Source organism: Streptomyces sp. NPDC001903 (assembly GCF_042891345.1).
Lineage (GTDB): Bacteria > Actinomycetota > Actinomycetes > Streptomycetales > Streptomycetaceae > Streptomyces.
Genome location: NZ_JBIASZ010000013.1, coordinates 64,710 through 87,036, shown reverse-complemented (window position 1 = coordinate 87,036; position 22,327 = coordinate 64,710). Strand labels below are relative to the sequence as shown.

Below are 22,327 nucleotides of genomic sequence, written 5' to 3'. Positions count from 1 at the left end.
GCCCTAGCAGTCCGTGGCTCCGGCCGGGGCGGTCTTCAGGATCGTCTCGACGGCCCGGTCGATCTCGTCCCCCGTGAGATCGGCCCGAGCGGTCAGCCGCAGCCGGGAGATGCCGTCCGGCACCGACGGCGGGCGGAAGCACCCCACGGACAGACCTGCCTCGCGGCAGTCGGCGGCCCAGCGCAGTGCCGCCGCGGCCGACGGGGCCCGTACCGACACCACGGCCGCGTCCGGCCGGGCCGCGGTCAGGCCGGACGCGGTGAGCCGCCCGTACAGCCGGTCGGCCACCTCGCGGGCCCGGCCGGCGCGCTCCGGCTCCCGCCGCAGCAGGCGCAGGCTCGCCAGCGCCGCACCCGCGGCGGCCGGCGCCAGCCCGGTGTCGAAGATGAACGTCCGGGCCGTGTTGACCAGGTGCCGGATCACCTTGGCCGGACCGAGCACGGCCCCGCCCTGGCTGCCCAGGGACTTCGAGAGCGTGAGGGTGGCGACCACCCCGGGCGCGCCCGCCAGTCCGGCGGCGTGCAGGGCCCCCCGGCCGCCCTCCCCCAGCACGCCCAGCCCGTGCGCGTCGTCCACGACCAGGGCCGCGCCGGCTTCCCGGCAGGCGGCCGCGTAGGCGGCGAGCGGGGCGGCGTCCCCGTCCACGGAGAACACCGAGTCGCTGACCAGCAGCGAGCGGCCCTCATGGGTGGCGAGCGTCTTGCGCACGGCCTCCGGATCGGAGTGCGGGACCACCTCGATCCCGGCGCGCGAGAGCCGGCAGCCGTCGACGATGGAGGCGTGGTTGCCCGCGTCGGACACGACGAGGGTGCCGCGGTCGCTGAGCGCCGTGACGGCCGCCAGGTTGGCGGCGTACCCGGAGGACAGCACGAGCGCGGCCTCGAACCCGCAGAACGCCGCGAGCTCCCGCTCGAGCTCCGCATGAAGCTCGGTCGTACCGGTCACCAGGCGTGATCCAGTGGCCCCGGCCCCCCAGCGCTCGGCCGCCTCGCAGGCACCGCGCACGGTCTCCGGGTGCCGGGACAGGCCGAGGTAGTCGTTGCTCGCGAGGTCCAGCAGCGGCGAGGAGGCCGGACGGGGGCGCAGCGTCCGGACGAGTCCCGCCTGCTCACGGGCCCGCTCCGCGTCGTCGATCCAGGCGAACACGTCATCGGGCTCGGGGCTGTGCTGGCTCATCGGCGGGTCCTCGTTTTTTGTCGGCAGTCCACAGACCTGCCTGACCCTAACGGCCGCCACTTGAGTGCCAGGTGTGGCGATCCACACACTCCGTTCCGGCCATGTTGTGCGATCTCTCCTTGGCCGGGAGCGCTCGTGTAGTCCAGGATCGGCCTCATGGACCTGCTGAACACCCTGGTGGACAAGGGGCTGCGGCGCGAGCTGCCGACCCGCGAAGAGGCGCTTGCCGTACTGGCGACCTCTGACGACGAACTGCTCGACGTGGTGGCCGCGGCCGGCAAGGTGCGCCGCCAGTGGTTCGGGCGTCGGGTCAAGCTGAACTACCTGGTCAACCTGAAGTCGGGGCTCTGCCCCGAGGACTGCTCCTACTGCTCCCAGCGCCTGGGATCGAAGGCGGAGATCCTCAAGTACACGTGGCTCAAGCCGGAAGAGGCCTCGCAGGCCGCCGCGGCCGGTGTCGCGGGCGGCGCGAAGCGCGTGTGCCTGGTGGCGAGCGGGCGCGGCCCGACGGACCGCGACGTCGAGCGGGTCGGCAAGACGATCGAGGCGATCAAGGAGCAGAACGAGGGCATCGAGGTGTGCGCGTGCCTCGGCCTCCTCGCGGAGGGCCAGGCCGAGCGCCTGAAGGACGCGGGCGCCGATGCCTACAACCACAACCTGAACACCTCCGAGGCCACGTACGGCCAGATCACCAAGACCCACACCTACGCGGACCGGGTCGACACGGTGCAGAAGGCGCACGCGGCGGGCCTGTCCGCCTGCTCCGGCCTCATCGCGGGCATGGGCGAGAGCGACGAGGACCTGGTCGACGTCGTCTACTCGCTGCGCGAGCTGGACTCGGACTCGGTGCCGGTCAACTTCCTGATCCCCTTCGAGGGCACCCCGCTGGCCAAGGAGTGGAACCTCACCCCGCAGCGCTGCCTGCGGATCCTGGCGATGGTCCGGTTCGTCTGCCCCGACGTGGAGGTCCGGATCGCCGGCGGCCGCGAGGTGCACCTGCGCTCGATGCAGCCGCTCGCGCTGAACATCGCCAACTCGATCTTCCTCGGCGACTACCTCACCAGCGAGGGCCAGGCCGGCCAGGCCGACCTCGACATGATCGCGGACGCCGGGTTCGAGGTGGAGGGCGCCGGTACGACGACCCTGCCGGCCCACCGTGCGGACGCCTTGGCCGCGGCCCGGGCCGCGGCGGCCCAGGGACCGTGCGGCTCCTCGGCGGCCGAGGCGGGCTGCGGTTCGGCGTGCGGCGGCTGCTCGGGCCACGAGGCCGTCCCGGCGCAGGCGGCCGCGGCGCCGGCTCCCGTGCCCGCCGGGGCTCCGGCCCAGGCTCCGGCCGGGGAGGTCCGCTCGGACCTGGTGGCGGTCCGCCGCCGGGGCGCGGGAACGGACCTCGCCCCCAATGCCTGACCAGCACCACTCGCTGCCGGCCGCGGAACTGCTCGCGCTGGACCGGCAGCACGTCTGGCACCCGTACGGTCCGATGCCCGGTCGGCAGGAGCCCCTGGTCGTCTCCTCCGCCTCGGGCGTCCGGCTGCGGCTGGCCGAGCCCTCGCAGGGGCAGGACGAGCTGGTCGACGGCATGTCCTCCTGGTGGTCGGCGATCCACGGGTACAACCACCCGGCGCTGAACGAGGCCGTGACCGACCAACTCGGCCGGATGTCGCACGTGATGTTCGGCGGGCTCACCCACGAGCCCGCCGTCCGCCTCGCCGCCCGGCTGGTCGAGATCACCCCGCCCGGCCTGGAGCACGTCTTCCTCGCCGACTCGGGGTCGGTCTCGGTCGAGGTCGCGGTGAAGATGTGCCTCCAGTACTGGCGCTCCATCGGCCGGTCCGGCAAGACCCGGCTGCTGACCTGGCGCGGCGGCTACCACGGGGACACCTGGACGCCGATGGGCGTCTGCGACCCCGAGGGGGGCATGCACGAGCTCTGGTCGGGGATCCTCCCGCAGCAGCTCTTCGCCGACGTCCCGCCGAGCGGTTTCGACGCGCCCGTGGACCCGGCGTACGCCGACCACTTGCGCTCCCTGATCTCCGCGCACGCGGACGAGCTGGCCGCGGTGATCGTGGAGCCGGTGGTGCAGGGCGCCGGCGGCATGCGCTTCCACAACCCCGGATACCTGCGGGTGCTGCGCGAACTGTGCGACGAGTACGACGTCCTGCTCGTCCTGGACGAGATCGCTACGGGCTTCGGCCGCACCGGCGCCCTGTTCGCGGCGGACCACGCCGGGATCACCCCGGACGTGATGTGCCTGGGCAAGTCCCTGACCGGCGGCTACCTCACGCTGGCGGCCACCTTGTGCACGGAGCGGGTGGCGAACGGGATCTCGCAGGGCGCCGTCCCCGTCCTCGCCCACGGGCCGACGTTCATGGGCAACCCGCTCGCCACGGCCGTGGCGCTCGCCTCGATCGATCTCCTGCTCGGGCAGGACTGGCAGCGCGAGGTCAAGCGGATCGAGGCGGGCCTGACGGAGGGTCTGGCCCCGGCGCGGGAGCTGCCCGGTGTCCGGGACGTACGGGTCCTGGGCGCCATCGGCGTGGTCCAGCTGACGCACGAGGTCGACGTGGCCGCGGCGACCCGGGCCGCAGTCCGCGAAGGCGTGTGGGTGCGCCCCTTCCGGGACCTGATCTACGTCATGCCGCCGTTCGTCACGGGCGACGGCGACGTGGCCCGGATCTGCCGTGCGGTGTGCGCGGCCGCGCAGGAGGGCTGACATGGCCGTACTGATGGTCTCGGGCACGGGCACGGAGATCGGCAAGACGGTGGTCACCGCGGCCGTCGCGGCCGCCGCGGTGGCGGCGGGCCGCTCGGTGGCGGTCCTGAAGCCGGCCCAGACGGGCATGGAGCCCGGCGCTCCGGGCGACGCGGCCGAGGTGGTCCGCCTGGCCGGGCCGGCGGTCACGGCGCTGGAACTGGCCCGCTATCCGGAGCCGTTGGCCCCGGACACGGCGGCCCGCCGCGCGGGCCTGCCGACGCTCTCACCCGCCCAGATCGCGGACGCGGCGCGGGACCTGTCCCGCTCCCACGACCTGGTCCTGGTGGAGGGGGCGGGCGGGCTGCTGGTCCGCTTCGACGAGGCCGGACACACCCTGGCCGACGCGGCCCGCCTCCTCGACGCGCCGGTCCTGGTGGTCACGCCGCCGGCCCTCGGCACCCTCAACTCCACGACCCTGACGGCGGAGGCCCTGCGGGCCCGGGGGCTGCAGTCGCCGGGCGTGGTCATCGGCAGCTGGCCGGCGGAGCCGGACCTGGCGTGCCGCTGCAACCTGGCGGACCTGCCGTCGTCCTCGGGGCTCCCGCTGCTGGGCGTCGTACCGGAGTCCTCGGGCTCCCTGGCCCCGGAGGCCTTCCGTGCGGCGGCCCCCACGTGGCTCGGCGCCGGCCTCTCGGGCACCTGGTCCCCGGAGTCCTTCCTGACGGCCTGGCAGCCCTGACCCGGCCTACGACACCCGGACCGATCAGGCCCGGCGGCGCCCTCCGGCCCGCCGGGCCGTTCCGTACGCGGAGCCGTCCGCGGAGCCGCACGCGCAGCCGTCCGCGGCCGCCGCCGGTTTTGCCCGCAGCGCGCATGGGGAACAGCCCGGCAGGGCAACCGCACCCGTAGCCACCCCCGCCCGGAGGTCCGCCATGCCCTCGCCCCACCATGACCCGGATGGCGTCGAGCACCCGCTCTTCGCCCGGTTCTACGCGCGGCTCAGCACCACCGCCGACACCCGCGGCGGCGTCCGCGAGCTGCGCCGCGAGCTCCTGCACGGAGTGTCCGGCCGGGTCATCGAGATCGGCGCCGGCAACGGCCTGAACTTCGCGCACTACCCGCGGGCCGTCTCCGAGGTCGTCGCCGTCGAACCGGAGCGGAGCCTGCGGCGGCTCGCGGCCGATGCGGCGCTGCGCGCCGAGGTCCCGGTCGATGTCGTTCCGGGCGTCGCGGAGGCCCTCCCCGTGAAGAGCGAGGCCTTCGACGCCGCCGTGGCCTCCCTCGTGCTGTGCACCGTACGGGACCTGCCGCGCGCGCTCGCGGAGCTCCACCGGGTGCTCCGCCCCGACGCCGAGCTCCGCTTCTTCGAGCACGGCCGCGCGCCCACCGCCACGATGGCCGCCGTCCAGCGCACGCTGGACCGGACCGTCTGGCCCCGGCTCTTCGGCGGGTGCCACACCTCCAGGGATCCGGCCGCCGCGATCGAGGCCGCCGGCTTCCGGGTCACCTCGTACCGCACCTTCCGGCTGCCGGAGCGCGGACCGGCGCTCCCGTCCTCGTACTGCGTGCTCGGTACGGCCCGCCGCGGTCCGGCCTGAAGCCTCAGACCAGCGGCTTGACCCAGCGCGTCCAGTGGTCCTCGGGGTGGTACCCGCCCGCGGCCCACGCGCCGTGCGCCCGCTCGTTGCGGTCCAGCACCATCGCGTCGGCGCGGCGTCCGCCGAGCTCGCGGAACCGGTCCTCCGCGGCGGCCAACAGCGCCGAGCCGATGCCCCGGCGGCGGTGGTCCGGGTGCACCGCGAGCCGGTAGAGGTGGCAGCGCCAGCCGTCGAAGCCCGCGATCAACGTGCCGACCAGTTCGCCCTCGCGCCGGGCCAGCAGCAGGGCCTGCGGATCGCGGGCGTGGAGGCGCTCGACCCCGGCGAGGTCGTCACTGATACTCGTTCCCTCGGCGGCGGTCTTCCAGAAGCCGAGCACGGCGGTGAGATCAGCGGCGGACGCGGGACCGATATGAAGATCACTCATGGCCGGATCCCATCATCCGGTTGCGCTCCGCCAAAAGAATGATCCGCCCTCTTTGCCTTTCCTTTACTATGGTGACCAGCGGTCGAACGACCCGCCGACCGACTCGAACGAAAGGTGTGAGCGTCCGCCCATGGGCGAGCCCCCCAGTACCCGACATCGCGCGACGGCCCTCCTCCTGACTGATCATGGGACGGAGGTGACCGACCGATGACCGAAGTGCTCCTGCTCCTCGTGGCGCTGCTGCTCTGCCTTGCCTGCGGGGCCTTCGTCGCGGCCGAGTTCTCGCTGACCACCGTCGAGCGCAGTGAGCTCGAACAGGCCGCCGAGCGCGGCGAGCGCGGGGCCGAGAGCGCCCTCGCGGCCGTCCGGAGCCTGACGTTCCAGCTCTCCGGCGCCCAGCTCGGCATCACCGTGACCGGCCTGGTCATCGGCATGATCTCCAAGCCTTCGATCGCCGCCCTGCTGCAGGGCCCGTTCGAGGCCATGGGGCTGTCGGCCGGCGCCGCCTCCACCACCGCCCTCATCCTGGGCACCGTGCTGTCGACCGTCGTCCTGATGGTCGTCGGCGAGCTGGTGCCCAAGAACTGGGCGATCTCCTCCCCGCTGGCCATCGCCAAGCGCGTGGCCACCACGCAGCGGGTCTTCAGCCGCGCCTTCCGGCCGTTCATCAGCCATCTGAACACCACGGCGAACCACATGGTCCGCAGGCTCGGCATGGAGCCGGCCGAGGAGCTCGCCTCGGCGCGCACCCCGCAGGAGCTCGTGGCGCTGGCCCGGCACTCCGCGAAGGCGGGCGCGCTGGAGAAGGACACCGCCGAGCTGTTCGTGCGGACCCTGAACCTGGCCGACCTGACCGCGGAGAACGTCATGACCCCGAGGGTCCAGGTCACGGCCCTGGACGTGCAGACCACCGCCGAGGACGTGGCGAACGCGACGCTCGCGACCGGCCTGTCGCGCTTCCCGGTCTACCGCGGCAGCCTCGACACCGTCGTCGGCACCGTCCACATCAAGGACGTGCTCGCGCTGCCCGCCGAGGAGCGGCACCGCCGCCCCGTCTCCCGGCTGCTGCGCGACCCGCTGCTGGTACCGGAGTCGCTGACCGTGGACCGGCTGCTCGACCTGCTGTCCGGCCGCCAGACGATGGCCGTGGTGATCGACGAGTACGGCGGCACGGCCGGGGTGGTCACCTTGGAGGACATCGTCGAGGAGGTCGTCGGCGAGGTGCGCGACGAGCACGACCCGCACGAGACCTCGGACCTGGCCCCGGCCGGTACGGACGCCTCCGGGCGCCGCCTCTACTCCGCCGACGGCGCCGTGCGCACCGACCAGCTGGAGCGGATCGGGCTGCGCGTGCCGGACGGCCCGTACGAGACCCTCGCCGGTCTGATAGCGACCGAGCTGGGCCGGATCCCGGCCGTCGGCGACAGCATGGAACTGGCCGGCTGGCGGCTCGACGTGGAGGACGCCAGCGGCCGGCGGGCCGCGCGGGTGCTGCTGCACGCGCCCGTCGGGCCCGCGCAGGAGTCTTCGGACCAGGGTGGGGAGGGAACGCGATGACGGTCATCCAGCTGTTGATCGGCCTGGCGACCCTGGTCGTCAACGCCTTCTTCGTCGGCGCCGAGTTCGCCTTGATCTCGGTGCGGCGCAGCCAGATCGAGCCGTACGCCGAGCAGGGCGACCGGCGGGCCCGCGCCGTGCTGTGGGCGCTGGAGCACGTGTCGGCGCTGATGGCGGCGGCACAGCTCGGCATCACGCTGTGCACCCTGGTGCTGGGCGTGGTGGCCGAGCCGGCCATCGCGCACCTGCTGACCCCGCTGTTCGACCTGGTCGGGGTGCCCTCGGGGCTGACCCACGCGATCTCGTTCGTCGTGGCGCTGGCGCTGGCCACGTACCTGCACATGCTCTTCGGCGAGATGCTGCCGAAGAACGTGGCCCTGTCCGAGCCGGTGCGCACCGCGCTGCTGCTCGGTCCGCCGCTGGTGACCCTGACCCGGGCGCTGCGGCCGGTGATCTTCGCGATCAACGCCTTCGCCAACCTCCTGCTGCGGCTGCTGCGGGTGGACGTGAAGGACGAGGTCGCGGCGACGTTCTCGGACGACGAGCTGGCCAGGATCGTGAAGGACTCCAGTGACGCGGGGCTGATCGACGACCGGGCGAGCGAGCGGCTGCACGACGCCCTGGAGCTGGGCCGCAGGCCCGTCACCGATGTGGTGCTGCCGCTGGACCGGGTCGTCGTGGCCCGGGAGGGCGTCACCCCGACGGCCCTACAGCGCCTGTCGGCCGAGTCCGGGTACTCCCGCTTCCCGGTGATCGACGCACAGGCCGGGATCCTCGGGTACCTGCACGTCAAGGACGCCCTCGACGCGGACGGGCCGGAGCGGGACCAGCCGTTCCCGGTGTCCGCGCTGCGGCCGATCGCCCAGGTGCGGGCGGAGACCCCGCTGGACGACGTGCTGACCGCGATGCGGCGCAGCCGGACGCACCTGGCGGCGGTCATGGGCTCGGGCGGGGCGATGACGGGCCTGGTCACGATGGAGGACGTGCTGCGCCAGCTGTTCGGCAGGCCCGCCTCCGCCTGACGCGGCGGCCGCCGCGGCGGTGCCCCGGCCCTGCGCGGCCGGGGTACCGCGCGGTAGCATCGCTGCGCCATGGAGATGAATGCCTCTTACACCAGTTTCGTCGCGGTCGGCGACTCCTTCACCGAGGGCATGTCCGACCTGCTGCCCGACGGCTCCTACCGCGGTTGGGCCGATCTGCTGGCCGCCCGCCTCGCGGCGCGCGAGCCCGGCTTCCGCTACGCGAACCTCGCGGTCCGCGGGAAGCTGATCGGCCAGATCGCCGAGGAGCAGGCCCCGGTCGCGGCGGGGATGGGCGCGGACGTGGTGACGCTGGTCGGCGGTCTGAACGACGCGCTGCGCCCGAAGGTCGACATGGGCCGGGTGCGCGGGCACCTGGAGGAAGCCGTGGGGCTGCTGGCCCCCACGTGCAAGACCCTGGTGCTGATGCGCTCACCGGGGCGCAACGGACCGGTGATGGACCGGTTCCGCCCGCGCATGGAGGAGCTCTTCGGCATCATCGAGGAGCTTGCCGCCCGGCACGGGGCCCTGGTCGTGGACCTGTACGGGGCGGGCGTGCTCGCCGACCCCCGGATGTGGGACGTGGACCGACTGCACCTGACGGCCGAAGGCCACCGCCGGGTGGCCGAGGCGGTCTGGCAGACGCTGGGCCTCCCGGCCGAGCAGGACTGGCGCACCGAGCTGCCGGCGGCGGTTCCCCCGGGCTGGGCCGTGCGCCGCTCCCAGGACCTGAGCTTCGCCCGGCAGCACCTGCTGCCGTGGATAGGCCGGCGGCTGACGGGCCGCTCCTCCGGGGACGGCCGCCCGGCCAAGCGCCCGGAGCTGCTGCCGTTCGAGGCCGCCGCGCGCGAGCGGCTCTCGTAGCAAGGCACAATCCGAGGCGGGGTCCCTACCTGCGTAAACGCACAGCCGCGGCCCAAGTAGAATCCCTACACGTGACAGCCAAGCCCCGCATCCCCAATGTCCTGGCCGGCCGCTACGCCTCCGCGGAGCTCGCCGTCCTGTGGTCCCCCGAGTACAAGGTGACGCTGGAGCGGCGGCTGTGGCTCGCCGTGCTCCGCGCCCAGAAGGACCTCGGCATCGAGGTCCCCGACGCCGCCCTCGCCGACTACGAGCGCGTCCTGGAGACGGTCGACCTCGCCTCCATCGCCGAGCGCGAGAAGGTCACCCGGCACGACGTGAAGGCCCGCATCGAGGAGTTCAACGCCCTCGCCGGCCACGAGCACGTCCACAAGGGCATGACCTCCCGCGACCTCACCGAGAACGTCGAGCAGCTGCAGATCCGGCTCTCGCTGGAGCTGGCCCGCGACCGTACGGTCGCCGTCCTGGCCCGTCTCGGCAAGCTGGCCGGCGAGCACGCCGAGCTGGTCATGGCCGGCCGCTCCCACAACGTCGCCGCGCAGGCGACGACCCTGGGCAAGCGCTTCGCGACGGCGGCCGACGAGCTGCTGGTCGCCTACGAGCGGCTCGAGGACCTGCTCGGCCGCTACCCGCTGCGCGGGATCAAGGGCCCGGTCGGCACCGCCCAGGACATGCTCGACCTGCTCGGCGGCGACGCCGCGAAGCTGGCCGACCTGGAGCAGCGGATCGCCGCCCACCTCGGCTTCGCCCAGGCCTTCACCTCCGTCGGCCAGGTCTACCCGCGCTCGCTCGACTACGACGTGGTCACCGCCCTGGTGCAGCTGGCCGCCGCCCCCTCGTCGATCGCGAAGACGATCCGCCTGATGGCCGGCCACGAGCTGGTCACCGAGGGCTTCAAGCCCGGCCAGGTCGGCTCCTCCGCGATGCCGCACAAGATGAACACCCGCTCCTGCGAGCGCGTCAACGGCCTGATGGTCATCCTGCGCGGCTACGCCTCGATGACCGGCGAGCTGGCCGGCGACCAGTGGAACGAGGGCGACGTGTCCTGCTCCGTGGTCCGCCGGGTGGCCCTGCCCGACGCCTTCTTCGCCTTCGACGGCCTGCTGGAGACCTTCCTGACGGTCCTCGACGAGTTCGGCGCCTTCCCGGCCGTCGTGGCCCGCGAGCTGGACCGCTACCTGCCCTTCCTCGCGACCACCAAGGTCCTGATGGGCGCGGTGCGGGCGGGTGTCGGCCGCGAGGCCGCCCACGAGGTCATCAAGGAGCATGCGGTGGCCTCCGCGCTCGCCATGCGCGAGCAGGGCGCCGAGCGCAACGAGCTGCTGGACAAGCTGGCCGCCGACGAGCGGATGCCGCTGGACCGGGCCCAGCTCGACGCCCTGATGGCCGACAAGCTGTCCTTCACGGGCGCGGCCGGTGACCAGGTGGCCGCGGTGGTCTCCCGTATCGAGGCGATCGCCAAGCAGCACCCGGAAGCCGCCGGGTACGCGCCGGGGTCGATCCTCTGACCCCCGAGGAGCTGAGCGCCGCCCGTGACCGCGTCCTCCCGGACGTGGTCGCGGGCGGTCTGCGTGTGCTGTTCTGCGGGATCAATCCGGGTCTCCTCTCCGCCGCGACGGGCCATCACTTCGCCCGCCCCGGCAATCGCTTCTGGCCGGTCCTGCACCTGTCCGGCTTCACCCCGCGCCGCCTGGATCCCGCGGAGCAGGAGGAGCTGCTGACCTACCGGCTCGGCATCACCAACGTCGTCGCCCGCGCCACGGCCCGGGCCGACGAGCTCAGTGCCGAGGAGTTCCGCGAGGGCGGCCGCATCCTGACCGCCAAGGTGGAACTGCTGCGTCCGCAGTGGCTGGCGGTCGTCGGAGTCACCGCCTACCGCACGGCCTTCGGTGAACGCAAGGCACAGATCGGGCCCCAGGACCGGACCATCGGCTCCACCCGCATCTGGGCCCTTCCCAACCCCAGCGGCCTCAACGCCCACTGGACCGCGGAGTCCATGGCCCAGGAGTACGCCCGCCTCCGCTCGGCCGCCGAGCCGACGGCCGAGCGATCCCCCGAGCAGCGGGCCCCTGGCGCCTAGCCGGTGTCCGCATGGTCCCGGCGAGCGCCCGCGGACCGGGCCGGACTGTGCTGACACCCCCTAGGGCGGGTCGATCACGGTGACCGCGGCCATCAGCTGCGGTGAGTGGTCGGCCCCCCACCGCGCCTCGTAGACGGCGACCCAGCGGTCCCCGACCCGCCACAGGTGGAGGTGGGCGCTGGTGTCGCCGATCTCCTGCCACGGCTGCGCCACCTCCCCGCCCTCCGACCGCAGCCGCAGGCTGTCGAGCGTGAACCGGTCGGGCTTGCCCCAGCGCTCCTCCAGCCGCTGCGCCAGGGCGTCGAACTCGGCGGACACCTGGTCCTCGTGCTCCAGGCGATCGGCCGCGTCCTCGTCCCCGTACCACCGGCTGCCGCCCAGCTCGGCGAGGTGGTAGCCGGGCCCGCTGGTGCCCACTTCGGACCTGCCCCGGACGTCGGGGAAAGCACGCGTCCGGAGCCGGTCGATCGTGTCGAGATGCTCTGCCGTGGTCATGCCGTCAGTATCGCGTCGAGGTCTGACAACTGGCCCGGCGTCACGCGTCCCGCCGGCGCACCGCCAGCCAGCCGCCGGCCACCGCCGCCACCGCCCACAGCGCCAGCACCCCGAGACCGCTCCAGGGGCCGAGCCGGCCGGTCGACTCCAGGTGCAGGACGAGCTGCCCCGCCTGGTCGGGCAGGAACTCGGCGACACCGCCCGCGGCCTGACCGACGATGAACGGGACCATGACGACGAAGGGTATGAGCACGCTCAGCACGACCGCCGCACTGCGCAGCACCGCCGTCAGACCGGCCGCGAACAGGGCCATGAGCATGAGGTACACACCGCTGCCGAAGACCGCGCGGAGGGTGCCCGGGTCCCCCAGCGACAGCGCGTACCGGCCCATGAAGGCCTGGCCCAGGACGAAGGTGAGCACTCCGGTGACCTGGCCCGCCAGGAAGGCGAGCCCGCCCACCAGGGCGATCTTCGACAGGTAGAAGCGCGTGCGGTTCGGCACCGCGGTCAGCGTCGTACGCAGGGCGCCGTTGTGGAACTCGGCGGCCAGCGCGCTCGCCCCGAAGGCGAACGCCGCTATCTGGCCGAAGTTGATGCCGTAGAAGGCTCCGAGGAGCGGGTCCTCCCCCATGCTGCCGGCCTCGGACTGGCCGACGGCCGCGGCCGCGAGTGCCTGTATCCCGGCGGTGGCCACGAGTATGGCGATCAGCGCCCTGAAGGTGCCGCGAAGGGACCGTATCTTGATCCATTCCGAGTGCAGGACGGGGACGGTGGGCAGAGCGGCGCGCATGGCGAAGCCTCCTTGAAGCGTGGGGAGAGTCAGTGGGTGGCGGCGAACTGGGCGTGGTCGGCGGTGAGGTCGAGGTAGGCCTGCTCCAGCGAGGCCCGTTCGTCGGAGAGTTCCAGTACGGGGACGCCCTCGCGGGCGGCCATCCCGCCCAGCTGCTCGGCCCGTATGCCCTCCACCGTCCAGCGCCCGTCGTCGGCGGCCGCCATCTCGAAGCCGTCCCGGGCCAGGGCCGCACGGAGCCGGACCGGATCCGAGGTGCGCAGACGCACCTTCGGGGTGCTGCGGGCTTCGATGAAGTCCTCCATCGAGGAGTCGGCGAGCAGCCTGCCCTGCCCGAGCACGACCAGGTGGTCGGCGAGCGCCGCCGTCTCGGTCATCAGATGGCTGGAGACGAGCACCGTGCGGCCCTCGGCGGCGAGGCCCCGCATCAGCTCGCGGATCCAGATGATGCCCTCCGGGTCGAGCCCGTTGGTGGGCTCGTCCAGCAGCAGGACCGCCGGGTCTCCCAGCAGCGCGGCCGCTATGCCGAGGCGCTGGCGCATGCCGAGCGAGAAGGTCTTGATCCGCCGCTTCGCCGCCGAGGCGATTCCCGCCTGCTCCAGCACCTCTTCGACCCGGCGCACCGGGATGCGGTTGGCAGCGGCGAGGAAGCGGAGGTGGTCCCGGGCCGTGCGCCCGCCGTGGGCCGCCTGGGCGTCCAGGAGGGCGCCGACCCGGTGGAGCGGGTCGGGGAAGTCGGTGAAGCGGGCCCCGCCGATCGTGGCCGTCCCGGAGGTGACCCGGTCCAGGCCCAGCAGCAGGCGCATCGTGGTGGACTTGCCGGCGCCGTTGGGGCCGAGGAATCCGGTGACCCGTCCGGGCAGGACATCGAAGGTGAGGCGGTCCACGGCCCGGGTGCGGCCGTACTCCTTGGTCAGTTCTCGGATCTCGATGCTGTTCATGACTCAAGGCTCGCCGCCCGCCCCACCCCCCTTCCTCCCCCGTGCGAGGGTGCCGTCTCCCCCACGTGGGGGAGACGCGTCCGGGCCGGTCACTGCCACGATGGGGGCATGTACCGACTGCTCCGTGCCCCGCTCCAACCGGTGACCTACTCACGCTGGTTGCATCTGTGCGTGCCCGTGCTGCTGCTGGCCCTGTGGATGTTCATAGAGCCGGCGTGGCCGTGGATGCCGTTGGTCATCGTCATACCGTTCGGCCTCGTGCCGTGGGTGCGGCTGGCGGAAGGGCTGCAGGCCCAGTTCCTGCTCACTCCGCACGACCACGGCACCCCCGACAGCGGCATCAGCGCCGCGCCGTCGGCCCGGTGGGGCGACCGCTGGCGGACACTGGTGTGGCTCGAGGCCCGGCTCGTCATCGCGCTCGCCGCCATGGCCGCGACCGTATGGCTCCCGGTGGTGACGGTCGAACTGGTCGCGGCGGCCCTCGGGCATCCGCTCAACTCGGACCTCATGATCCCCTTCATTCCGCCGCGTTGGGCCGCCGCACTGCTCGTTCCGGTTCCCCTGGTCCTGCTCATCGCCATCGTGGTGCTGCTGGGCGAGCTGGTCACCGCGGTCGCGCGGCTGCTGCTGGGTCCTTCGGCCGCCGAGCGGCTCACCGCCCTGGAGGCCCGCACCGAGCAGCTGTTGGAGCGCACGCGCATCGCGCGGGAGCTGCACGACTCGATCGGGCACGCCCTGACGGTGGCCGTGGTGCAGGCGGGGGCGGCGCGGGCCGCCGGCAATCCCGAGTTCACCGACCGGGCGCTGGGCGCGATCGAGGAGACGGGCCGGGCCGCGCTGGAAGACCTGGAACGGGTCCTGCTGGTCCTGCGGGAGTCGGCGCAGCCCGTCTCCCAGCGGCCGACGCTCGCGGAGGCCGACCGGCTGCTGGAGTCGGCCCGCGCCTCGGGGTCCGAGGTCGACGCTCAACTGACGGGGCCGCTGGAGCAGTTGCCGGGCCCGGTCACCCGGGAGGGCTACCGGATCCTGCAGGAGGCGCTCACGAACGTGCTGCGGCACTGCGGCCCGGTACCGGTCCGGGTCCGGGTGGAGATGGCAGTCGGCAGGCTGGACATGGAAGTCACGAACCCGCTGCCGGAGGGGCCCGCCTTCATACCCGGCAGCGGGAGCGGGCTGCGCGGGATGCGGGAGCGGGCCGCGCTGCTCGGCGGGGAGGCCGAGACCGGGCCGTTCGAGGGCAGTTGGAGGGTGCGCGCCCGGCTTCCGCTGGAGCGAATACGCTGACCGGATGCCGGTTACCGTTCTGCTCGTCGATGACGAACCCCTGGTGCGCGCGGGTCTGCGTGCCGTCCTGGATGCCCAGCCCGACATCGAAGTGGTGGGTGAGGCGGCCGACGGGGCCTCCGTGGTCCCGCTGGTCCGGCAGCTGAGGCCGGACGTGGTGGCCATGGACGTACGGATGCCGCTGCTCGACGGGATCGAGGCGACGCGAGCCGTGCTGCGGAGCGTGGATTCCCCGCCGAAGATCCTCGTGGTGACCACGTTCGAGAACGACGAGTACGTGTACCAGGCGCTGAGGGCGGGGGCGGACGGGTTCCTGCTGAAGCGGGCCCGGCCTTCCGAGATCGTGCACGCGGTGCGGCTGGTGGCCGAGGGCGAGACGCTGCTGTTCCCGGCCGCCGTGCGGGCGCTGGCCGCGGAGTACGGGAACCGGCAGGCACGGGCGGTGCTCGAGCGGGCCGCGCTGACCGAGCGCGAGGAGGCGGTGCTGCGGGCGATGGCGCGCGGGCTGACGAACGTCGAGATCGCCAAGGAGCTGATCGTCGGCACGGAGACGGTGAAGTCCCATGTGAGCGCGATTCTGGGGAAGCTGGGGGCGCGGGACCGGACCCAGGCGGTGATCACCGCCTACGAGTCCGGATTCGTAGCCCCGGCGTGAGGGGAGGGGCTGGTTCCGGCCGATGGGGGGCTGCGTCTCGCAGCGGCCCCGGGCGCACAGTACGATCCGGCAGACAAGCTCGCTAGCTGGGAGGACACACGTTGGGGCAGCTGACCGGCGGGGATCCCTCTCTGCTCCGGCGGATCAATTCGGCCGTGGTGCTGCGCGCACTGCGGGCGGCCGAATCGCCGACCCTCACCGACCTCACCCGGGTGACCGGGCTGTCCCGGCCCACCGTCGAAGGGGTGGTCGAGGGGCTGATCGGGACCGGGCTCGTCGTCGAGGCCGGCGCGGAGGAGGGTGCGCGGCGCCAGGGGCGGCCGGCCCGGCGCTACCGGTTCCGGTCCGAGGCGGGCCATCTGCTCGGCATCGAGATCGGCTCGCACCGGATCGCGGTCCTGCTGTCGGGGCTGGACGGGCGGGTGATCGGCGCCGGCACGAAGGAGGTCGCCGAGACCGCGTCCGCCGACGAGCGGCTGGAGCGGGTCCGGGCGGCGGTGGCGGATCTGCTGCGCCGGGCCGGCGTGCCGCGGGACTCCCTGCGGGCCGTAGGCGTCGGCAGCCCCGGGATCGTGGAGGCGGACGGCACCGTACGCCTGGGCACCGCCCTGCCGGGCTGGACCGGACTGCCCCTCGGTGAGCGGCTGAGGCGCTCGTTCCGCTGCCCGGTGCAGGTGGAGAACGACGCCAATGCGGCCGCGGTGGCCGAGCACTGGAAGGGCGCCGCGCAGGACACCGACGACATGGTGTTCGTGATGGCGGGGCTCAGCCCGGGCGCGGGTTCGCTGATCGGAGGCCGGCTGCACCGCGGGTTCGGCGGCGCGGCGGGCGAGATCGGCGCCCTGCACCTGCTGGGCCGCGACGTCACGCCCGAGAAGCTGCTGTCCACGACCGGGGAACCGCTGCACCCGCTGGACGAGCAGGCCGTGGCCGAGGTGTTCGCGATGGCCCGCCGGGGCGACGAGCGGGCCGTGGCCGCGGTGGAGCGCTTCATCCAGCGGCTGGTGCACGACGTGGCGGCGCTGGTCCTGGCGATGGATCCGGAGCTCGTCGTGGTCGGCGGCTGGGCGGCCGGCCTGTCCGGCGTGCTGGACCCCCTGCGCCGCGAGCTGGAGCGCTACTGCCTGCGTCCTCCGCGGGTGGCGCAGTCCCTGCTGGGTGAGGCCGCGGTGGCCACCGGAGCCCTGCGCCTGGCGCTGGACCACGTGGAGGAAGAGCTCTTCGCGGTGGAGAAGACCGTCACGACCCGGCGCCGCTGACCGCCGGGCGGACTCCGGCCGCTCCCGCCGCACGCCGCGAACGCGAACGGCCCGTCCCGGCGGGAGCCGGGGCGGGCCGTTTCGGGCGGGGCGGGGGCGGGGTCAGGAAGCGACGCGGGCTTCGTGCGTTATCTCCACGTCGCCCGAGTCGCCGAAGGTCAGGCGGCAGGTGTCCGCGCGGTAGGTGGCGACCGAGACGGCGGCCGTTCCCGCGGCGGTGAAGTAGCGGGTGGTCACCACGAGCACCGGCGCACCCGGCAGCCGGTCCAGCTCCTTGGCGTCGTCGGCACGCGCCGAGCCGAGTTCGACCGAGCGGTCCTGCCCGTCGAGCTCGAGTCGCTGGAGCTCGCGCAGCACGGCCCGGGCGCGGGCCGGTCCGGCGGGAGCGTCGATGGCGGAGAGGCCGGGCACGGAGGCGGCCGGTACGTACAGCAGCTCGGCGGCGACGGCCTGACCGTGCGAGACCCGGGTCCGGCGCACGGTGTGCACGGGCTGGTCGGTGGCGCCGGCGCCACCGAGGAGCTTCAGGACGGCGGCGGACGGCAGGACGGCGTCGGCCACGTCCGCGTCCACGACCTCCCAGCCGTCGGCGCTCTCGCCGGGCCAGCTCTGCCCCGTGCTGCCGACGGCCACGCCGACCCGCGGCGGGGCCACCGTGGTGCCGACCCCGCGGCGGCGCTGCAGCCGTCCTTCGAGCTCGAGCTGCTCCAGGGCCTGGCGCAGGGTCGCGCGGGCGACTCCGAAGCGGGCGGCGAGCTCACGCTCGTTCGGCAGGACCTCGCCCACCGCGAAGTCCTGGTCGAGCGCCTCGCTGAGGACGGTCTTGAGGTGCCAGTACTTAGGCTCCGGCACCGTTTCGAGCTGCGTGGTCCCCACCCTGACTCCTCCTGCCATCGCTGCAATCGCCGTGTTCCAGCGGCAGTTCCGCGCCCTTGTTTATTAAAGGTTCCTGCACTATCCCCTGCGACGATAGGACGGCGCACCCCCTTGGTCAAGACCAATCCTCACCCCTTTACCGGGCACATCGGGCATACGTATCAAGCCGTTCACGCGATGTTCTCGCTCAGCGCGACACGCACCGGAGTCTTTCCTGTCGGGCTACCGGGCGGTAATCATGGCGTAGTCATTACTGACAACCTGTCTCACACGCGTCCGCACGATCACGTCCGCACGATCAGGCCCGCCCGATCGCGTCCACCTGATCGCGCCCACCCGACGAGGAGCAGCATGACCGCCACGGTCTCCTTCCCGATCGAATCGCCGCAGGGCCCCCGCACCGCCACCGTCGCCTACGAGCGCAAGGGCGCCGGCGCACCGCTTCTCCTGCTGCACGGCATCGGCCACCACCTCCAGGCCTGGCACCCGGTGACCGACATCCTGGCCGCCGAGCACGACGTCATCGCCGTCGACCTGCCCGGATTCGGCGCCTCGGAGCCGCTGCCCGAGGGCGTCCCGTACGACCTGGGCACCTTCGTCCCCGCGCTCGGCGCGCTCTGCACGGCCCTCGGCCTCGAGCGCCCGCACGTCGTGGGCAACTCCCTCGGCGGTCTCCTCGCGCTCGAGATGGGCCGGAGCAACCTGGTCCGCTCGGTCACCGCGCTCTCCCCCGCCGGGTTCTGGACCGAAGCCGAGCGCAAGTACGCCTTCGCCACCCTGCGCGCGATGCGCGTCGGCGCGCTCACGCTGCCGCACTCCACGCTGGAGCGGCTCTCGCGCAGCGCCGCCGGCCGCGCCGCGCTCACCGGCACCATCTACGCCCACCCGGCCCGCCGTTCCCCCGCGGCCGTGGTCGCCGAGACCCTCGCCCTGCGCGAGGCCACCGGCTTCGAGGAGACGCTCGCCGCCGGCCGCTCCGTACGGTTCACCTCCGACGTGCCCGGCCTGCCGGTCACCATCGCCTGGGGCTCCCGCGACCGGCTGCTCCTGCCCCGCCAGGGCGTCCGCGCCAAGCACACGGTGCCGGACGCCCGGCTGATCCGGCTCCGCGGCTGCGGCCACGTACCGATGAACGACGACCCGGCGCTGGTCTCCCGCGTGGTTCTGGACACGGTGCGCGCCACAACCGGCCAATCGGCCTGAGCGGCTGACGGCTGTTCATCCACGGTTCGGTTGGGCGACGCGGGCGGGCCGGTGTGCGACGGCACACTGGGCCGACCCGTCCCCGCCGGCCCCTGGAGACGCTCCGATGGCACCGATTCCGCACACCCGACGGTCCCTGCTCGGCGGTTCACTCGCCGTTCCGGTGGGCCTTGCCCTGTCCGGCGCGCTCGCCGCGCCCGCGTTCGCCGCATCCACAGCCGCCGCGGCGTTCACCCGCTCCGGGCGCCCGAGCGCGCCGTGGGGCACCCAGTCCGGTGAGATCACCGCGCACTCGGCCACCGTCTGGACACGGTCCGACCGGCCGGCGCGGATGTACGTCGAGACCTCCCCGAGCGAGTCGTTCCGCTACGGCGTCCGACGGCACGGCGGCCCGTTCCTCGGCCCCGCCACCGACTTCACCGGCACCACCACCCTGCGCGACCTCCCGCCCGGGCAGCAGATCCATTACCGGGTGGTCCTGGCCGACCCGGACGACCCCCGCCGCACGAGCGAGCCGGTCCGCGGCACCTTCCGGACCACCCCCGTCTCCCGCCGCCACAACGTGCGCTTCCTGTGGTCGGGAGACCTCGCGGGCCAGGGCTGGGGCATCAACCCGGACCTCGGCGGCTACCGCGTCTTCGACGAGATGCGCCAGCGCGACCCCGACTTCTTCCTGTTCAGCGGGGACACCATCTACGCCGACGGCCCGATCGCGGCCTCCGTCCCCCTGCGCGACGGCAGCATCTGGCGCAACATCACCACCGAGGAGAAGGCGAAGGTCGCGGAGACCCTCGACGAGTTCCGCGGGAACTTCCGCTACAACCTGCTCGACCGCAACCTGCGCGACTTCAACGCCCAGGTCCCGGTCCTCGCCCAGTGGGACGACCACGAAGTGCGCAACAACTGGTACCCCGGGCAGCTCATCGAAGACCCCCGCTACACCGTGCGGGACGTCGACACCCTCGCGGGCCGCGCCCGCCAGGCCTTCGGCGAGTACTTCCCGGTCACCGACCTGCGCGGCGGCCGCGCCGAGGGCCGGATGTACCGCGTGATGCGGTACGGGCCGCTGCTCGACGTGTTCGTCCTCGACATGCGCACCTACCGCGACGCCAACTCCCCCGGCCGCCAGACCGTGGACCCCATCGGGATCCTCGGCCAGGAGCAGCTGGCCTGGCTCAAGCGCGAGCTGTCGCGCTCCCGCGCCACCTGGAAGGTCATCGCCTCCGACATGCCGCTGGGCATCGTCGTACCCGACGGCGCCGCGAACTTCGAGGCCGTCGCCCAGGGCGACCCGGGCGCCCCGCTCGGCCGCGAGCTCCAGATCGCCGAACTCCTGCGCCACATCAAGCACCAGCGCATCACGGGCACCCTCTGGCTCACCGCCGACGTCCACTACACGGCCGCGAACCACTACGCCCCCGAGCGGGCCGCCTTCACCGACTTCGCGCCGTTCTGGGAGTTCGTCTCCGGTCCCATCGGTGCAGGCGGCTTCCCCGCCGGGAAGCTCGACGCCACCTTCGGCCCCGAGACCGCCTACGTCCAGTCGGCTCCGGTCGCCAACATGTCACCGTCCGAGAACCCCCCGCACTACGGGGAGGTCGAGATCGACGGGGAGTGCGGGGAGCTCACCGTCCGGTTGCGGCGCCAGGGTGGCGGCGTACTCTTCTCCACCTCGCTCCAGCCCGGACGCGTGGGCCAGTGACCTCCGCAGGTCCCGGGCTCCCCGGGACCTGCCGGGCCCCGGGGCCGGCCTCCGGGGCCCATGGCTCCCGGGCCCCGGGCCCGGCCCCCGGTCCGCCGCCGCGGATTCCGGATGCCCGCACCCCGCTCGAAAAACCGGGCGAAATCGGCCAGACGGACACTTAACCAGTCGGACACAGATCGTTCGTGATCACGCAACACCCCTGCGTCACAGTGGCATGCATGACTGAACGCAACCACGCCCCCGCCCACCGCCACCACCGCCACCACTGGCGCCGAGACCTCGTCGAACTGGCCGCGCTCTTCTGCGCCGTCGCCGTCGCCGACGGCATCGCCAATCTCGTCGCGCACGGCCCCCACGGCCCGGTCCTGCTCATCGCCTCGGCCGTCGCACTCCTCGTCACGACGGCCTTCCACACCTGGTGGGCACGGCGCCACAACAGCCATGCACCGCCGCCGGTGAGCACAGCACCCTCCGATCCGTCCCCGGGCGCCGCCCCGGCCGCATCCGCTTCGGAGTCCGCCTCGGAGAGCGCCACCGCCACCACCTCCCTGTGGCGGATGCGGACGACCGTACGGGACGAGCCCGGCAGCCTGGCCGCGATCTGCAGCGCCCTCGCCCGCCACGAAGTGGACATCCTGACCCTGCAGACCCACCCGCTCCCCGAGGGCGGCACCGTCGACGAGTTCCTGCTGCGCTCCCCGCAGCAGCTGGCCTCCGCCGACCTCTCGCGCGCGATCGCCGGAGCCGGCGGCCGCAGCACCTGGATCGAACGCGCCGACGCGCACGACCTCGTCGACACCCCGACCCGGGTCCTGGGCCTGGCCACCCGCACCGCCCTGGACGCCGCCGAACTGCCCCTCGCCCTGCGCCAGCTGCTCGGCCGCTGCACGATCCACTCGATCCCGGCCACCACCCTCTCCGGCCGCCCCAACGCGGGCGCCGACGCCCCGGTCGAGGGCGTCCTGGAGGCCACCGTGATGCGGTTGCGCGACCCCTCGGGCGGCGCGATCACCGTGGAGCGCCCCTACCTGCCCTTCACCCCGACCGAGTTCGCCCGGGCCCGCGCCCTCGTCGAGCTCGACGCCCGGCTCGGCCCGCGCGTCCCGCGCAGCCAGGACGTGCTGACCCTCCCCGAGGGGAACGAGATCACCGTCCGCCGCGCCGACGGCTCCGACCTCGCCGCCGCCCGCGCGATGCACGACCGCTGCTCCGAGCGCACCCTGGGCCTGCGCTACCACGGGCCCGTCGCCGACGCCGACCGCTACCTCGCCCATCTGCTGAGCCCCCGGTTCGGCCGTACGCTCGCCGCCACCACCGCGTCCGGCAAGCTCGTCGCCCTCGGCCACCTCCTGTGGGACGGGGACGAGACCGAGGTCGCGCTGCTGATCGAGGACGACTGGCAGCGCCGCGGAATCGGCTCCGAACTGCTGGGCCGCCTGATCGCGATGGCCGTGGAGGCCGGCTGCGACAGCGTGTACGCCGTCACCCAGGCCTCCAACACCGGCATGGTCGCGGCCATGCGCGGCCTCGGCCTCCCCCTCGACTACCAGATCGAGGAGGGCACCCTGGTGATCACGGCCCGACTGGACGCGACGCCGGTCGTCTCCCGGGCCGCGTACGAGCTGCCGCGCGCGCAGCAGCCGTACGGCGGGCAGCACCCGCGCTGAGCCGGGTGCACCGAGGTCCCGCCACATGGCGCGAACTCG

At 73.4% G+C, this 22,327-nt stretch carries 21 protein-coding genes; 15 read left to right on the top strand and 6 right to left on the bottom strand.

Going from position 1 to position 22,327, the window contains the following annotated elements; all coding sequences use genetic code 11:
- Nucleotides 1–3: 3 nt before the first annotated feature.
- Nucleotides 4–1,176: an 8-amino-7-oxononanoate synthase gene (locus tag ACFYZS_RS26640; RefSeq protein WP_389017490.1), complete on the bottom strand. Its 1,173-nt coding sequence runs from the start codon at nucleotides 1,174–1,176 to the stop codon at nucleotides 4–6.
- A gap of 156 nt (nucleotides 1,177–1,332) precedes the next feature.
- Between ACFYZS_RS26640 and bioB the strand changes: the two genes are divergently transcribed.
- The 4 genes from bioB (at nucleotide 1,333) to ACFYZS_RS26620 (ending at nucleotide 5,469) form a co-directional block, all read left to right on the top strand.
- On the top strand, nucleotides 1,333–2,583 hold the full coding sequence (gene bioB / locus ACFYZS_RS26635) for a biotin synthase BioB (RefSeq protein ID WP_389017487.1): 1,251 nt from the start codon (nucleotides 1,333–1,335) through the stop codon (nucleotides 2,581–2,583).
- Nucleotides 2,576–3,889 (top strand): adenosylmethionine--8-amino-7-oxononanoate transaminase, encoded by a 1,314-nt coding sequence (locus tag ACFYZS_RS26630; RefSeq protein ID WP_389017484.1) that lies wholly within the window; start codon nucleotides 2,576–2,578, stop codon nucleotides 3,887–3,889. Before bioB ends, ACFYZS_RS26630 begins: the two co-directional genes overlap by 8 nt.
- Nucleotide 3,890: 1 nt before the next feature.
- Nucleotides 3,891–4,610, top strand: coding sequence for a dethiobiotin synthase (gene bioD, locus ACFYZS_RS26625; RefSeq protein WP_389017481.1), 720 nt, complete (start codon nucleotides 3,891–3,893; stop codon nucleotides 4,608–4,610).
- 193 nt (nucleotides 4,611–4,803) lie between these two features.
- Nucleotides 4,804–5,469 carry a class I SAM-dependent methyltransferase gene (locus tag ACFYZS_RS26620; RefSeq protein WP_389017478.1) on the top strand — a complete coding sequence of 222 codons (666 nt, stop codon included), beginning with the start codon at nucleotides 4,804–4,806 and terminating at the stop codon, nucleotides 5,467–5,469.
- 4 nt (nucleotides 5,470–5,473) lie between these two features.
- Here the strand turns inward: ACFYZS_RS26620 and ACFYZS_RS26615 are convergent, their stop codons facing one another.
- Nucleotides 5,474–5,896, bottom strand: a complete 423-nt coding sequence (locus ACFYZS_RS26615) for a GNAT family N-acetyltransferase (RefSeq protein WP_389017475.1) — start codon at nucleotides 5,894–5,896, stop codon at nucleotides 5,474–5,476.
- A gap of 207 nt (nucleotides 5,897–6,103) precedes the next feature.
- Here ACFYZS_RS26615 and ACFYZS_RS26610 point away from each other — a divergent pair, with 207 nt between their 5' ends.
- The 5 genes from ACFYZS_RS26610 (at nucleotide 6,104) to mug (ending at nucleotide 11,413) form a co-directional block, all read left to right on the top strand.
- Nucleotides 6,104–7,453: a hemolysin family protein gene (locus ACFYZS_RS26610; RefSeq protein ID WP_389017472.1), complete on the top strand. Its 1,350-nt coding sequence runs from the start codon at nucleotides 6,104–6,106 to the stop codon at nucleotides 7,451–7,453.
- Entirely contained in the window at nucleotides 7,450–8,475 is a 1,026-nt protein-coding gene (locus ACFYZS_RS26605) for a hemolysin family protein (RefSeq protein WP_389017469.1), read from the top strand. Before ACFYZS_RS26610 ends, ACFYZS_RS26605 begins: the two co-directional genes overlap by 4 nt.
- Before the next feature lie 69 nt (nucleotides 8,476–8,544).
- The gene (locus ACFYZS_RS26600; protein ID WP_389017466.1) at nucleotides 8,545–9,336 is read left to right on the top strand and encodes an SGNH/GDSL hydrolase family protein; all 792 of its coding nucleotides are present in this window, start codon (nucleotides 8,545–8,547) and stop codon (nucleotides 9,334–9,336) included.
- Between the two features lie 71 nt (nucleotides 9,337–9,407).
- Complete coding sequence (gene purB / locus ACFYZS_RS26595; protein ID WP_389017463.1) at nucleotides 9,408–10,841, top strand: adenylosuccinate lyase; 1,434 nt, start codon at nucleotides 9,408–9,410, stop codon at nucleotides 10,839–10,841.
- Entirely contained in the window at nucleotides 10,838–11,413 is a 576-nt protein-coding gene (gene mug, locus ACFYZS_RS26590; protein ID WP_389017888.1) for a G/U mismatch-specific DNA glycosylase, read from the top strand. Before purB ends, mug begins: the two co-directional genes overlap by 4 nt.
- A 60-nt stretch (nucleotides 11,414–11,473) precedes the next feature.
- Here the strand turns inward: mug and ACFYZS_RS26585 are convergent, their stop codons facing one another.
- Genes ACFYZS_RS26585 through ACFYZS_RS26575 form a run of 3 tightly spaced genes read right to left on the bottom strand, consistent with a single transcriptional unit; the run spans nucleotide 11,474 to nucleotide 13,639 of the window.
- Nucleotides 11,474–11,908, bottom strand: coding sequence for a hypothetical protein (locus tag ACFYZS_RS26585; protein ID WP_389017460.1), 435 nt, complete (start codon nucleotides 11,906–11,908; stop codon nucleotides 11,474–11,476).
- A 40-nt stretch (nucleotides 11,909–11,948) separates the two neighbouring features.
- Nucleotides 11,949–12,698 carry an ABC transporter permease gene (locus ACFYZS_RS26580; RefSeq protein WP_389017457.1) on the bottom strand — a complete coding sequence of 250 codons (750 nt, stop codon included), beginning with the start codon at nucleotides 12,696–12,698 and terminating at the stop codon, nucleotides 11,949–11,951.
- Between the two features lie 29 nt (nucleotides 12,699–12,727).
- On the bottom strand, nucleotides 12,728–13,639 hold the full coding sequence (locus ACFYZS_RS26575; protein WP_389017454.1) for an ABC transporter ATP-binding protein: 912 nt from the start codon (nucleotides 13,637–13,639) through the stop codon (nucleotides 12,728–12,730).
- Nucleotides 13,640–13,747: 108 nt separating this feature from the next.
- Here ACFYZS_RS26575 and ACFYZS_RS26570 point away from each other — a divergent pair, with 108 nt between their 5' ends.
- The 3 genes from ACFYZS_RS26570 (at nucleotide 13,748) to ACFYZS_RS26560 (ending at nucleotide 16,837) form a co-directional block, all read left to right on the top strand.
- Nucleotides 13,748–14,923, top strand: a complete 1,176-nt coding sequence (locus ACFYZS_RS26570) for a sensor histidine kinase (RefSeq protein ID WP_389017451.1) — start codon at nucleotides 13,748–13,750, stop codon at nucleotides 14,921–14,923.
- A gap of 4 nt (nucleotides 14,924–14,927) precedes the next feature.
- Nucleotides 14,928–15,578, top strand: coding sequence for a response regulator (locus ACFYZS_RS26565; RefSeq protein ID WP_389017448.1), 651 nt, complete (start codon nucleotides 14,928–14,930; stop codon nucleotides 15,576–15,578).
- 101 nt (nucleotides 15,579–15,679) lie between these two features.
- Entirely contained in the window at nucleotides 15,680–16,837 is a 1,158-nt protein-coding gene (locus ACFYZS_RS26560; protein WP_389017445.1) for an ROK family transcriptional regulator, read from the top strand.
- Nucleotides 16,838–16,939: 102 nt separating this feature from the next.
- Here the strand turns inward: ACFYZS_RS26560 and ACFYZS_RS26555 are convergent, their stop codons facing one another.
- Nucleotides 16,940–17,713 (bottom strand): GntR family transcriptional regulator, encoded by a 774-nt coding sequence (locus ACFYZS_RS26555; protein ID WP_389017442.1) that lies wholly within the window; start codon nucleotides 17,711–17,713, stop codon nucleotides 16,940–16,942.
- A 351-nt stretch (nucleotides 17,714–18,064) separates the two neighbouring features.
- Here ACFYZS_RS26555 and ACFYZS_RS26550 point away from each other — a divergent pair, with 351 nt between their 5' ends.
- From ACFYZS_RS26550 to ACFYZS_RS26540, 3 genes are all read left to right on the top strand, one after another.
- Nucleotides 18,065–18,916, top strand: a complete 852-nt coding sequence (locus ACFYZS_RS26550) for an alpha/beta fold hydrolase (protein ID WP_389017439.1) — start codon at nucleotides 18,065–18,067, stop codon at nucleotides 18,914–18,916.
- A 106-nt stretch (nucleotides 18,917–19,022) separates the two neighbouring features.
- A complete protein-coding gene (locus ACFYZS_RS26545) occupies nucleotides 19,023–20,618 on the top strand; it encodes an alkaline phosphatase D family protein (RefSeq protein ID WP_389017436.1) in 1,596 nt (531 codons plus the stop codon).
- A 221-nt stretch (nucleotides 20,619–20,839) separates the two neighbouring features.
- The gene (locus tag ACFYZS_RS26540) at nucleotides 20,840–22,288 is read left to right on the top strand and encodes a GNAT family N-acetyltransferase (protein ID WP_389017433.1); all 1,449 of its coding nucleotides are present in this window, start codon (nucleotides 20,840–20,842) and stop codon (nucleotides 22,286–22,288) included.
- The last annotated feature ends 39 nt before the right edge of the window (nucleotides 22,289–22,327 follow it).

Coding starts and splice junctions, on each gene's coding strand:
- ACFYZS_RS26640 (WP_389017490.1), bottom strand. CDS start 1,176: ATGAGCCAGCACAGCCCCGAGCCCGATGACGTGTTCGCCTGGATCGAC.
- bioB (WP_389017487.1), top strand. CDS start 1,333: ATGGACCTGCTGAACACCCTGGTGGACAAGGGGCTGCGGCGCGAGCTG.
- ACFYZS_RS26630 (WP_389017484.1), top strand. CDS start 2,576: ATGCCTGACCAGCACCACTCGCTGCCGGCCGCGGAACTGCTCGCGCTG.
- bioD (WP_389017481.1), top strand. CDS start 3,891: ATGGCCGTACTGATGGTCTCGGGCACGGGCACGGAGATCGGCAAGACG.
- ACFYZS_RS26620 (WP_389017478.1), top strand. CDS start 4,804: ATGCCCTCGCCCCACCATGACCCGGATGGCGTCGAGCACCCGCTCTTC.
- ACFYZS_RS26615 (WP_389017475.1), bottom strand. CDS start 5,896: ATGAGTGATCTTCATATCGGTCCCGCGTCCGCCGCTGATCTCACCGCC.
- ACFYZS_RS26610 (WP_389017472.1), top strand. CDS start 6,104: ATGACCGAAGTGCTCCTGCTCCTCGTGGCGCTGCTGCTCTGCCTTGCC.
- ACFYZS_RS26605 (WP_389017469.1), top strand. CDS start 7,450: ATGACGGTCATCCAGCTGTTGATCGGCCTGGCGACCCTGGTCGTCAAC.
- ACFYZS_RS26600 (WP_389017466.1), top strand. CDS start 8,545: ATGGAGATGAATGCCTCTTACACCAGTTTCGTCGCGGTCGGCGACTCC.
- ACFYZS_RS26585 (WP_389017460.1), bottom strand. CDS start 11,908: ATGACCACGGCAGAGCATCTCGACACGATCGACCGGCTCCGGACGCGT.
- ACFYZS_RS26580 (WP_389017457.1), bottom strand. CDS start 12,698: ATGCGCGCCGCTCTGCCCACCGTCCCCGTCCTGCACTCGGAATGGATC.
- ACFYZS_RS26575 (WP_389017454.1), bottom strand. CDS start 13,639: ATGAACAGCATCGAGATCCGAGAACTGACCAAGGAGTACGGCCGCACC.
- ACFYZS_RS26570 (WP_389017451.1), top strand. CDS start 13,748: ATGTACCGACTGCTCCGTGCCCCGCTCCAACCGGTGACCTACTCACGC.
- ACFYZS_RS26565 (WP_389017448.1), top strand. CDS start 14,928: ATGCCGGTTACCGTTCTGCTCGTCGATGACGAACCCCTGGTGCGCGCG.
- ACFYZS_RS26550 (WP_389017439.1), top strand. CDS start 18,065: ATGACCGCCACGGTCTCCTTCCCGATCGAATCGCCGCAGGGCCCCCGC.
- ACFYZS_RS26545 (WP_389017436.1), top strand. CDS start 19,023: ATGGCACCGATTCCGCACACCCGACGGTCCCTGCTCGGCGGTTCACTC.
- ACFYZS_RS26540 (WP_389017433.1), top strand. CDS start 20,840: ATGACTGAACGCAACCACGCCCCCGCCCACCGCCACCACCGCCACCAC.